Origin of the sequence: Glycomyces amatae, from assembly GCF_020991375.1 — a bacterium.
GTDB classification, from domain to species: domain Bacteria; phylum Actinomycetota; class Actinomycetes; order Mycobacteriales; family Micromonosporaceae; genus Glycomyces; species Glycomyces amatae.
The window spans coordinates 196,041-208,075 of the sequence record NZ_JAJLQZ010000003.1 but is presented as its reverse complement, the minus strand read 5'-3'; the positions used below and the strand labels follow the sequence as shown (position 1 = coordinate 208,075).

The window sequence follows — 12,035 nt, the reverse complement described above, 5'->3', positions numbered from 1 at the left end:
AAGGGCGCCGGACGCGGTCCACGCCGCCCGAAACGCGGAACGGCGCCCCCGCGACAGGGGCGCCGTCCTCGCGGATCGGTCCCGGACTACCCCTTCGCGGTGATCCGGTCGAGGGCGGCGAGCACCTCGGAGGCGGTCACCGGGTCGATCGCGGCGGGGCGGCCGCCGTCCAGCCCGCGGTAGTAGCCGTTGACCCGGTCCGTCAGGCGCACCGCCGACAGCCGCTGGTCGTCCACATCGGCGCCCATGCCGATCTGGAGGCCCGGGTCCAGCGCCACGGCCACGAATCCGCCCGCGGGCAGCGGGAAGTGGAACCCGAACTCGGTGCCGTTGTCCTGCGGCCGCCCGCGCACCCATCCGTGCCCGGTGAGCCCGAGGATGCTTCCGGCCGGCACCACGGCCCCCTCGAAGCGCTCCAGCCGACCGGTCGCCAGCTCCTCCTCGGTGAACGCCATGACCGGGCGGCCCAGCTGCTCGAACGGTTGCAGGATCTCGTAGTCGGCGAGGAGCCGGCCCCACGCGGCGCCCTCCTCGGGCGTCAGGTCGACCGGGTGCGCCAGGCGGACCGCGGCGCCCTCGGGCAGCGCGACCGCCTCGTCCTCGGCGTCGCTCAGCGAACCGTCCTCGGCGACCCGGAACCCGAACCGAGCCCCGCCGGCCTCGGCGAGCCAGACCATGCGCCGGACCAGGTGCCGCATGAGCGGGTGGCCGTGGAGGTACCGCTCGAACTCCTCGCGGGTCCAGGTGCGCGCGTTGACCATCGCGGCCTCGAGGCGCCGCACCTGGTCGACCGAGACCGTGCGCAGCTCCTTCTTCAGCTCGCCGAACCGCTTGTATGCGGCGCCCGCCAGCTCGGGGTCGTCCTTGGTGCCCGGCTTCGGCAGCGTCTTGCGCGGCCTGCCCGACTCGTCGGCGACGTGCGGCTTCAACTGCTCGTCGAAGACCACGCGGAACCGGCGCGGCCCGTAGTCGAGCACGAGCGCGCCGTCCTCGCCGAGCCCGAAGTCGGGCAGGAGCCGGTCGGCGAGCTGCTCGCGGGTGAGCCCGAGCCTGCCCGCGATGACCTCCATCTGCTGCGCCGCTTCGGCTTTGATGGCCTTGAACTTGGCGCGCTGCGAGATGTGCTGCATGGCCCGCAGCGCCGCCTCGGACCCGATGCCGCCCAGGACCCGCAGGCCCGCGACGGCGCGGTGGTGCTGGCTCTGCCCGGGCCACTCCTTGACCAGCGGCGTCAGGCGGGCGACGGTCTCGTCGTCGCCGAAGTGCCCGAGCGCCCCCAGGGTCCAGTTGTCGGCCGCGGGAGCGCCCCCGGCGATCCACTGCTCGAACAGGGCCCAGGAGAACCGGCGCAGCGAGTCGCGGTCGCAGGTCTCGGCGAGCACCGCGAGGCGCGGGTCGTCCGACATGCCGACGGCGATCCCCAGGACCACCGCGACGTGCCGCAGCGAGGCCTCCGGCAGCGCGTGTTCGCCGCCGCGCAGCAGTACCTGCGGGAGCAGGACCGGGTCGAACCACCTGCCCGGGTTCGGGACCCGGTCGGGCAGCAGGTCCACGGGCCCGGCATCGAGGAGCGCCGCGACCCCTGCGCGGGCGGGCTCGCCGTAGGCTCCGGCGGCGTCCAGGACCGCTTCGGCCCCATGCGTCTCGGCGATGCGCAGCAGTGCGACCTCCGCCGGGCCGCGACGCGTCTTGGAGCGGTCGAGGGCGCTCGGCACCAGCAGCTTCGCGGCCGCCGCCCCGTGCCGGTCGAGCCAGGCGGCGCCGTGGTCCCGGGCGGACTTGACGTTCGCGAACCAGTGGGCCGCGATCCGGGCGGCCTCGGGGGAGCGGACCGGCCCCATGAGCGCGCCGGACTTCACGTTCCGCACCAGGTGGGCGACCACGTGGTGGCCCACCGCGTCGCCGTGGCGGGCGAGGACGGCCTGGGCGCGGGCGGCGGACCGCTCCTCGTCGTAGTCGCCGAGGTCGCCGTTCCAGGCCTCGACGTACTCCTCGGCCAGCTTCTCGGGCCCGTAGGCCACGATCACGCCGATGTCGCGGTTGCGCCGGTACCCGGAGAGGCGCGCGGCGTACTCGTCCCAGTCCTCGACCTCGGGGGCGCGCGCGGCGGCGTTCGCGAGGTACCGCTCGCGCTCCCCGGGAGCCCAGACCACACGGCTCTCGGGATCGGCCTCGAGCCCCTTGACGACCATGGGCTTGCGCTCGGGCCGCTTCACGGTCCAAGGTGGACGAACGAGCAGCTCGGGAAGGTCCGCTTCGAGGGCTTCGGGAACGGGCCGCACCTGCGCGCGGAGTTCGGCCAGCGCGGCCCGCTCGCCGTCGGCGAGGGCGTCGTGCGCGCGCGGATCGGCGCGTGACACGAGGCTCGCGAGCAGCGGACGGCGCTCGGGCGGGGCCCCGGGAGCATGGGCGGCGACGGCGCGGAGCGTCCGCACGGGGAACCGCGCCGCCGCCGCGGCGGCCGAGTCGAAGGCGAACTCCTCGGCGAGGTGCTCGACCAGGTGCCCCACGGCCTCGTCGTGCGGGATCATCGCGACGGCCTCGAAGCGGATCCGACGCTGGTCGGCGTCGAGCGGGCTCTTCGGCCGGTCGGTCAGGAGCGGCAGCGCCTCGACGCCGATCCCGTCGAGCAGCGGTGCGATGACCTCCACTGCGTGCTCGTGGGGTTCGATGCGGCTCATGCCCATCGCCGTGAGCTGGGCCCGCGAGGTCGCCGAGTGCGCGAGTCCCGTCACGAGGCGGCCCTTGTGCGGCAGGGCGGCGAGGTCGCCGGCGGTCTCTTCGATCCAGTCGGTCCGCGGCATGAGGAAGGCGGCCAGGTATCGGCGGGACCCGCTGTCGCGCAGCCGCTCCACCACCGCCTCGGCCTGCGCGTACACCTCGTCGGGGGCGTCGGCGAGCAGCCCCCGCAGCGTGCGGAGGTCCTGGTTCCGGTAGAGGACGATGTTCATCATCTCGAGGGGCCGCTCCCGGATTCGCCGCCCGCCGTACTCCGCGAGCGTCTGGTGCGGCGGGATCGTCGAGCCCTTCTCATCGTCCTCGAAGGACAGGAAGGACAGCGCGGCGCCGACCGCGAACGGCAGGCCGTGCTCCTCGAGCCACGCGCCGAAGGCGGGGCGCACGCTAGGGGCGGCGTATCGCGAGCCCGGGGGCGCCACCAGGGCGGCGACGAGTCCGGCGCCGCGGGGATTCGGCCCCCCGTCGAGGTACTCGGCGCCCTCGCGGACCCCCGCGGCGGTGAACGCCGACCGCAGCGCGGCCTCATGGTCGCCGACGAGCTCGCGCCAGAACGCCGGATCGTCGGGGTCGGGCTCGAAGGCGTCGCCTGGCCGCACGCCGCGCCGGGGGAGGAGCTCGGCCCGCCACTCGTCGGGCATGAGGAGGCGGTCTTCATCTGGCAAGGAGTTCATCTGATCCACGGCCGCAACAGTAGGGAACGGGTGCGACATCCGTGTCGCCCGCCGCGTCCCGTCGTCCCGCACACGGCGATAACGGTTCGCGAACGGACGCCGCCGGTGGCTATGCTGGCGCTCCCTCGACACCCCTGGAGCCATACCCACGTCCCCTTCACCGGTGATCCGCCGACGCCGCCGGTCGCGCCCGGACCGGCGGCGTCGGTTCGGCACGGTCCTCTTGGCCGCGGCGGCGCTGGTCTTCGCGGCCGCGATCGGCTTCGCCGACCGCGTCGGCGGCGTTCCCCTCATCCTGGCGGGGGCCATCGCGTTGACGCTGGCGATCAAGGGTCTGGCTTCGCGCCGAACGGACGCTGCGCCGAGTTGGCCTGCCGCGATGGACAGGCCCCGGTACCGGACCAAGGCGCTCGCGGCCACCGCCTCCCGGTCCGGCGGCACCCCCGACCGGCTCAGGAATCCCGCGGTGCTCCGACTGCTCGACGCCGCCGACGACGGCGACCGCGCCCGGACCGCTCTGGACGGACTGCTCGCATCGGGCCCACGCGCGTGGGCGGCGTTCGACGACGACGTGCGGACCTGGACCATGTACCGAAGCGACCGGATCGACGTCATCGATGCCGGTGCGCCCGTGCCCGAGACGCCGCTCGGGCTCGCCTTGGCGATGTCGGCGGCGGACGGCCGTCGGCGCGCCGAGGCGCTGCCGCACGTGGTGGAGCACCCGCAGCTGTACCCGCTGGTGCTGCTCCGCGCCGTCGACCATGTGGCGCCGATCCGCGAGCTCGCCCTGGAACTGCTGCCCCGACTCCTCGCCGCCGGTGATCACGAGACGTTCGGCGCGGTGCTCACACTCGCCCACCGCCTGCGGAAGCGCATGCGCGCCGCGCCGATGTTCGACCTGGTGCTGACCGCATTGAGCGATCTTCCGGACGGCGACCTCCTGGCCGTCCTCGCCGCGGCCGACGGCCGGTCGGCCCGCTGGGCGGGGGAGGCGCTGATCGGGCGGGGACGTCTGGACGCGCCGTTGCTGGAGGCCATCGCGACCGGGCGGTTCGGCGACCGCCTGCAGGAGCGGTGCGCCGAGGCCCTGGCCGACCACGCCTCGGCCCGCGACCGCCCCGATCTGCTGCGGCCCCTGCTCACCGCGCGATCGGCCCGGGTCCGGACCGCCGCGCTCACCGCACTGGTCAGGGTTGCGCGGTTCGACGGCGTCGAGGACCTCCTCACCGATCGCAGTGCACCCGTGCGCGCCACCGCGCAGTGGGGCCTGCGCCGCGCCGGCCGCGATCCCGCCGCGCACTACCGGGCGCTTCTCCAGATCCCGCAGTCCGCGCCCCGACCGGTGATCCAGGGCCTGGGCGACTGCGGCCGCCCCGAGGACGCCGACCTCATCGAGCCCTACCTCGAAGACCCGCGCCCGAAGACCCGGGCGGCCGCCGTCACCGCGTTCAAGAACCTCCGCGTCGACCGGGACCTCTCGCGGCTCCTCCTCGACCCCGCGCCGGTGGTGGCCCGCGCCGCGGCCGACCACCTCGCGGACCGGCGGTTGCTGCCGCCGGTCGCCGCCCTGCGCGAGCTCGTCGAGCGCCCGCATCCGGCCCACACCCGCCGAGCGGCGGTGGCCCTCCTTCGCGCGCACGGGATCTGGCACCGCATCTGGGCCGACCTGGCCCTCTACGACGACGTCGACCAGCCGCTGTCATTCGTGGGCCTGACGGGCCTGGACCTCCTGTGCCGCCACCGGACCGCATCGATCACCGCGCCGCTGGACGACCGGCTCCGCGACGAGATCCGCGCGCTCATGCGCGCCCGGTCCGACACCCTGTACCTCGACACGCGCCAGACGCTGGACTGGCTCCTCGAGACCGCCCGGCCCGGGAGGCCGGACACCGCGTCTTCGGCCAACGGTCGAGGAGCGGACCGCTAGGCGTCTCCCGGAGCTGGTGCGGGCGCTGGATACTGGAGCGGTGACCCCGCCTCCACCGCCGCGGACCCCCAAGTCCGGCCTCGTCCTGCTGCTGTTCGCCCTGCCCTGCGGCCTCGCCGCGTGGTACCTGCTCCAGCGGGGCAACGCCGAAGCCCATCTCATCCCCTGGTCCTGCTGGGGCGGCGAGTGCAGCACCGATGACCCGCGCGTCTTCCTGATCATCGGCGGCGTCGCCGCGAACATCGCATGCTTCGCGTTCGCACTGGCGGCGCTGCGGGCCATCGCCTTCGGCGCCGCCATGGCCCTCGGCCCCCTGGCCTCGATCTCGGGCTGGCGGGAGGCCGTCGCCGGCGGCCTGCCCGCCGCGGAGGTGTCCACCGAGATCAAGGTCTGGGGCGCGGTCGCCGGCGTCGGCGCCGTCATCGCCCTGCTCGGGCTGGTGTACGAACTGCGCGTGTCCGCGGCGTTCGCCGCCCTGCTCGGCCGCGAGCGCGTCCCCGCCGCGCTGGAGGACTACAAGGACGCCGGGTCCGGCAGTGGTGTCGGCACCGCCGCCCTCGCCTTCCGCGACCGTCGCGGCCACCCGCACCGCGTCGAGGTCCGCGTCCCGCGGAGCTGGACGCGGGCGCCCCTCGCGGCGGTCTATCCCGCGGGCGATCCCGCCCGCGCCAGAGCCGCCCTGCCGTGGCTCCGCAGGCTGATCACCGCCGAGACCGTCGCGTCCACCGTGTCCGCGGAGACGGGCGCGCCCGCGTCCGAGCCGTCGCTGGTCGGCGAACTCGAACGCCTCGCCGCCCTGCGCCGCGAAGGCCACCTCACCGAGGAGGAGTTCCAGCTCGCCAAGCGGCGCCTGCTCGAACCCTGAGCCGCTAGACCGTCTCGACGGACTCGAACGTGCCGTCGCCGTCGGCGTCCGTGGCGTACGTGTCGAGGAAGCCGTCGCCGTCGGTGTCGGACTCCACGCTGTCGACGTAGCCGTCGCCGTCCGTGTCGGTGGCGTACGTGTCGAGGTAGGTGTCGCCGTCGGTGTCGACGAGGAGGGTCTCGGCGTAGCCGTCGCCGTCGTTGTCGCTCGCGACCGTGTCGATCCAGCCGTCGCCGTCGTAGTCGGACTCGACGGTCTCCTCGTAGCCGTCGCCGTCGTAGTCGGAGGAGACCGACTCGTTCACGCCGTCGCCGTCGAGGTCGGTGTCCACGGTCAGGGTGTAGACGTCGTCCGAGGACGCGTCGCCGGTGTAGGAGTCCTCGGCGGCGTAGTCCTCGGTCGCGTCGGTCCCGTAGTCGTCCGCGGCGAAGTCGTCTTCCACCGTGGGGTCGTACTCGCTCATCGCTTCTCCCGATCTCGTGTGAGCAGTGTCAGGTGCTTTCACCCAGCACCATAGGACCCGCCCGCAAACCGGGCGTTTCCAGGACCGGCCCCCGGCGCGGCCCGGCGGACGGCGAACCAGGTGGGGCGGGATCGAGGCCCGCCGAGATCGCGCGGCAGCGATAGGATCAGTCGTCCAGGACACAGGTCCGCCTCACGTTCATGCCGCGCCGCCGGCGCTCGACGAATCCATGGCCCCCGTTCCGAAAGCTGCCCCGATGTCCACTCCCCTCACGCCACGCCGCAGAACGACCATGGAGACGACGGCGATCGTCGGCGCGGTCGCCGCCGTCTTCGCGGCGACGACCACCTACGTCTTCTCCTCCAAAGGCAGCCCCTTGTGGATCGGGGCCGCCTGCGGCGCCCTGATCGCCTTGGGAGTCTGCTGGTCCTTGTGGAGCCGGGTCCGCTCGTACCTCTGCGTCCTGCGGTACCGGAGGCTGTTCCGCGGCAACCGGTACATGAACAGCGTGATGCTGCTCGGCGTGACCTCGCGCAAGCTCCCGCAGCTCACGCTCGGCGACGTGTACGTCGACGTCGTGCTCCGCGACGACGAGACCGAGAGCGGCGGTCAGAAGGTCTACGGCTGGTCGCCGGGACGCCCGGGCGAGCGCGCCAAGCTCGACGACTTCCTCAGCCGCGGAAAGGGACAGCAGATCGCGGTGTACGGCATGCCGGGCTCCGGAAAGTCCACATTGCTCAGATGGACGGCCATGCGGATGTCCCGGACGAGACGGCCGGGGGCCCCGATGCCGATCCTCGTGGTGCTCGCCCACCACATGAACCGGATCGTCGAGGACCCGGAGGTCGACCTCGCCGAGATCGCCGTGACCGCCCGCGGATTCGACCACGACGCGATCCCCGTCCACGAGGTCAGGCGCTGGCTGGCCAAGGGCCGTTGCGTGATCATGCTCGACGGCCTCGACGAGGTCCCCGCGCAGCACCGGCCCGCCGTGATGCTGTGGGCCGAGCGGCAGCATGGCGGCTACAAGGACTGCAGCCTGGTGGTCACCTCGCGGGAGCTGGGCTTCGAATCGGCGAAGTTCGACGCGGCCGACCTGGTGCTGGAGGTCTGCCCGCTGACCCGGGATCAGATCGACCGCTTCGTGGAGAACTGCTACCGCGCCTTCCGCGAGGGAGGCGAGGTGAACGGGACCGATGCGACGGCCGAGGAGGCCGAACTGCTGGCGGGCCTCCGGGCCGACCCGGCGCTCTACGACCTCGCGAGCACACCGCTGCTGTTGCAGCTCATGGTGTTCGTGCACCGCAACAGCGACGACGGCCTGCCCGCGAGCCGCGGCGAGCTGTACGAGCGCATGGTCCCGATGCTCCTGCACGAGCGGCGCAACCGCGTCAAGACCGCGGCGCCTGCGAACCCGCTCGAACTGAAGCCGAAGCTCCGCGTCGTGCAGCGGCTCGCCCTCGAGCTGATGCTCGAGGAATCGGTGCAGTTCGATCCGCTTCCGCTGGTGAGGGAGCTGGTCGAGGAGCTCGAAGTCGAGGTCTCGGCGCAGGAGCTGCTGCGCGACCTCCGCGAGAACGGCCTGCTGTCCCGATTGAGCCAGGACTCGGACACGTACATGTTCGTCCACCTGTCCTTCCAGGAGTACCTGGCCGCCAAGGAGCTCCACGAGCAGGGGCGCGTCGAGGTGCTGACCGGCCGCATCGACCAGCGCTGGTGGCGGAACACGGCGCTGTTCTGGGCGACCGCGTACGACCCGGACCCGCTGATCGAGGCGTGCGCGAACGCCGGAACCGCCGAGGGCTGGTCGCTCGCGCTCGAACTCCGGAACGAGGCCGAGTTCAGCGGCGGCGAGGTCGACGCGCGGCTCACCGACCGCATCGACGCGTTCCTCACCGCGGAGCACCCGGTTGACGGCGAGGAGTACCGCGTCGCCTGCACCGAGGTCATCGGCCGGAACCTGCGCGAAGTCGGCTTCTTCGAAGGCGAGGCGGTCTGCGTCGAGCCGGTGAACAGGGACGTCTACCGGCTGTTCGCCATGGCGGAACGCGCCGAGGGTCGACGGCTCTCGGCCCATCGCTTCGGACCGAACGGCGAACTGATGGGCCTCTGGCCCGGCGAGGTGGCCGCGTTCCTCGAATGGCTCTCGCGGTTCGACCACCACGGTTTCGGCTACCGGCTGCTTCGCGCCGATGAGTTCGCATCGCTGGAGACGGCTTCCGCGATCCAGGGGCGAAGGGCGACGGACGCCTTCTGGACGCTGTCGCGCGGGCGGGTGCGGCCGAGGTACTTCGCACCGAGGCCGAACCAGGGTTTCGAGACGGCTGAACGGAAGCTGCTCGACTGCATCCGGGCGGACTGGCGGTTCATGATGAGCCGGTTCGACCTGTCGGTGCGATCCGACGAGGCGCGGCTCGCCGCGGCGCAGATCAGGACTGCCTGCGCCGCCCTGAAGAAGATCGCCGACGGCTACAAGGCGGCGCTCTCCCGGATCGCCATGCCCAGGGATCGCGATTCCATCATGTCGAGAACGCTCGATTCCCATCGCGCCTACGCCGACGCGTTCACCGATATGTCCAAGGACCTGGTCTGGTTCGCGGAATCCGAATCCATCAACCTGCTGGCGATCATGCGGCTCATGAACTCGCACAGACCGCCGCCGGGCCAGGGCCGCTTCGAAGGCGTCGCCATACCGGCGGCGGCCATCAAAGACCAGTTCGACCTGTTGCAGCAAGCGGTGCGATCGGCCGTCCAGTCCTCATACCGCCTGCATCGCGATTGCTACCGCGACGGCGGCGACCCCGGTTTCCTCAAGACCGCCGGCGCCCTCCTTCTGGCCAGCCGACTCCCCGTCCAAGGGGCACCGCTGCCCTTCAAGCTCCCCAACCGACTGTCCGAAGCGGTGCGTTCTCCCAATCCGGTGCTGCCGAACGAACTTCCCTCGCTGCTGGACGAAGTCAGACTCAGGTACGGTCTCGGCGCCAAACCGCATCACTTTCGCCCCCGCAAGCAACTGGACTACATGATCTCCGAAATGCGCCGACCGCTGCTGGAGGTGGTCACGCGACAGGCGGAAGTCGACCTCGAGATGCTCGCATCGATGCGGATCGCACTGTGCGCCGTCGCGATCTGGATGGCGGCCGAGGAATCGGACCTCCTGTGGTCGTGCATCACGGGACTGGCGGCCATCGAGGCGCGGCACCGCGGCACCGTCGACATGAGCGAGATGATCCTGCTGGTGCGCGAGGACCCGGCCTGAGCGCGCGGGCCCGGCTGCGCGACCGAGGCATGACAGACGGTCATGAAAGCGATAGAATCTCGCCTTAGGCTCCGGACGGGCCTGGCCTCTCTCGTCGGCGTTGGGAATTCCCATGGCACGCAATGACAATCCGATGCGCTCGATGCTGGTGCGGCAACTCCGGCTTCATCTCGAGGACACCTACCGCGGACTGATCGATCTCTCCGACGTCTCCAGCCACGATGCGAAGGAGGTCGAACAGCATTTCCGCACTCGGGCGCTCGCGGCGATGGCGGTGCGGGACGTCATGGGCGTGGAACCCGCAGATGCCGCCTACGCGGTCATCGACGGCGACCGCGACTACGGCATCGATGCGATCGGCGTCGACGCCGAAGCGGCTCACATATGCCTCGTACAGGCGAAATGGAGTGACAACGGCGGAGGAAGCCTCACGAAGGACGCCAGCCTCAAGATTAAAGAGGGCTTCGAAATGCTCACGGAGGAGGATTTCGACGAGTTCAACAACCGTTTCCAGCGGTTGCGGGACGGCGTGCAGGATGTCCTCCGCGATCACAGCGTCCGCGTCACCGTGATCATGGCGATCGCCGGAGACTCGACGATCGCTGACGCGGCAAAGAAACCGTTGCAACGCGTCGTCGACGACTTCAGCACCTACTTCGGCGCTCACTTTGAAATCTGGCAGCTGCCGCAGCTGCGGCGGGTCATGCGGTCCGCCGAGGGAGGACAAGCGGTCGACTTGAAGGTCCGCATCGACGGATGCGGAAGAGTCGAAGCCCCCTACCCGGAGGTGTACGGCGTCGTCGACGTGGACCAGATCGCAGGGTGGCAGCGCGACTACGGTTTGCGGTTGTTCGAACGCAACATACGCAATCCCCTCGGAGGCACACCGGTCAACATCGGCATCATCGAGACCCTCACGCAGGAGCCGGAGAACTTCCTCTACTTCAACAACGGGATCACGGTGCTCTGCGAGTCGATCCAACGATCCGCGACCGGACGCCTCACCCCCGGGAGCAGCGGCGATTTCCTCCTCAAGGGCGCCAGCATCGTCAACGGTGCCCAGAGTGTGGCCGCCATTCACCGGGCCTACTCGTCGGTTGAGCGTCCGGAAGGCGCAGAGCCCGCCCGTATCAAGATCACCGCCATCGAGGTAGGGGCTGGAAACCAGGGTTTCGCCGACCGGATCACCGAGGCCACGAACACCCAGAACCGGATCCAGCAACGCGACTTCGCCGCCCAGGACCAGATGCAGCAGCACTTGAAGGAGGCCATGCTACGCACACTCGGCAAGGAGTACAGCATCAAGCAGGGGGAGGCGACGAGTATCGCCCCTGACGAGGGGTGTGCGATCGAGGAGGCACTGGAGGCTCTCGCATGCGCGAACCCCGACGCCGAACTGGCCACGGTCCTGGCCGAGAACCCGGAAGTCCTCTGGGGCAGGAGCACGAACGGCTATTACCGGCGTGTCTTCGTCTCAGGTCTCGATGAATACCGACTGTGGCGTACCGTGCTCCTTCACCGCAAGGCGAAGCAAAGCCTTGACGAGCAGACCAAGAGCCTCGTCAACCGCGGCGAGCGCATCGCCGAACTCGGCCGCTTCCTGGTATGCCACATTGTCGCCCACCTCTTGATCAGCGACCGCATCAGAGACGACGGATACGACTGGGACATTGAGGTGCTGGAGAAGGTCCCTCTCCTCACCAAGTCCGTCCTGGCCAGGCTTATTCACTGCGTCAACCAGAATTACGGCGAACGCGCTCAGCTGTCGGCGTTGTTCCGATCAGTTGCGAAGTCTCGTGATCTCGCCAAGGCCGTGGTCGACGACTATCTCGGCGAGCGCAACGCCCCGGTCCTCCCCGATGAGTACAGGAAGGACCGGCAACGCAAATCCACGAAGCGGCAGCAGAACGCGGTGGCCCTGCTCGTGCAGAGAGGGACGATCGCTGACGGCACCCGCTTGGAGTTCCGTGCCCAGACGAAACCGCTGCGGCAGAAGCTCACCCGCTGGCTGGCTCAGGACCCCTCCAGATCGGTGGCCCACTGGCGCAACGACCTGAAGGAGCCGCTCGTCTGGGAGGCTGACGGGAAGCCCTACTCGGCCACCGGCCTTG

The 12,035-nt window shown here is 70.9% G+C and carries 5 protein-coding genes and 1 pseudogene; 4 read left to right on the top strand and 2 right to left on the bottom strand.

Annotation, left to right across the window (positions count from 1 at the left end; all coding sequences use genetic code 11):
• Window positions 1-86: 86 nt before the first annotated feature.
• Window positions 87-3,401: a DUF4132 domain-containing protein gene (locus tag LO763_RS06130; RefSeq protein ID WP_230601081.1), complete on the bottom strand. Its 3,315-nt coding sequence runs from the start codon at window positions 3,399-3,401 to the stop codon at window positions 87-89.
• A 172-nt stretch (window positions 3,402-3,573) separates the two neighbouring features.
• On the opposite strand from LO763_RS06130, the gene LO763_RS06125 reads away from it, so the two are divergent.
• On the top strand, window positions 3,574-5,337 hold the full coding sequence (locus tag LO763_RS06125) for an amino acid adenylation domain-containing protein (RefSeq protein WP_230601080.1): 1,764 nt from the start codon (window positions 3,574-3,576) through the stop codon (window positions 5,335-5,337).
• 40 nt (window positions 5,338-5,377) lie between these two features.
• Window positions 5,378-6,202: an SHOCT domain-containing protein gene (locus LO763_RS06120; RefSeq protein WP_230601079.1), complete on the top strand. Its 825-nt coding sequence runs from the start codon at window positions 5,378-5,380 to the stop codon at window positions 6,200-6,202.
• Window positions 6,203-6,206: 4 nt separating this feature from the next.
• Here LO763_RS06120 and LO763_RS06115 read toward each other — a convergent pair whose 3' ends face one another.
• On the bottom strand, window positions 6,207-6,665 hold the full coding sequence (locus LO763_RS06115; protein ID WP_230601078.1) for a hypothetical protein: 459 nt from the start codon (window positions 6,663-6,665) through the stop codon (window positions 6,207-6,209).
• A gap of 256 nt (window positions 6,666-6,921) precedes the next feature.
• On the opposite strand from LO763_RS06115, the gene LO763_RS06110 reads away from it, so the two are divergent.
• Both LO763_RS06110 and LO763_RS30245 read left to right on the top strand, forming a co-directional pair.
• Window positions 6,922-9,924: an NACHT domain-containing protein gene (locus LO763_RS06110; protein WP_230601077.1), complete on the top strand. Its 3,003-nt coding sequence runs from the start codon at window positions 6,922-6,924 to the stop codon at window positions 9,922-9,924.
• Window positions 9,925-10,036: 112 nt separating this feature from the next.
• Window positions 10,037-11,224 (top strand): annotated as a pseudogene (locus LO763_RS30245) (AIPR family protein); the annotation flags it as partial.
• Between the last annotated feature and the right edge of the window lie 811 nt (window positions 11,225-12,035).

Bases quoted from the DNA above. Each gene is read 5' to 3' on its own strand.
- LO763_RS06115 (WP_230601078.1), bottom strand. From the start codon at position 6,665: ATGAGCGAGTACGACCCCACGGTGGAAGACGACTTCGCCGCGGACGAC.
- LO763_RS06110 (WP_230601077.1), top strand. From the start codon at position 6,922: ATGTCCACTCCCCTCACGCCACGCCGCAGAACGACCATGGAGACGACG.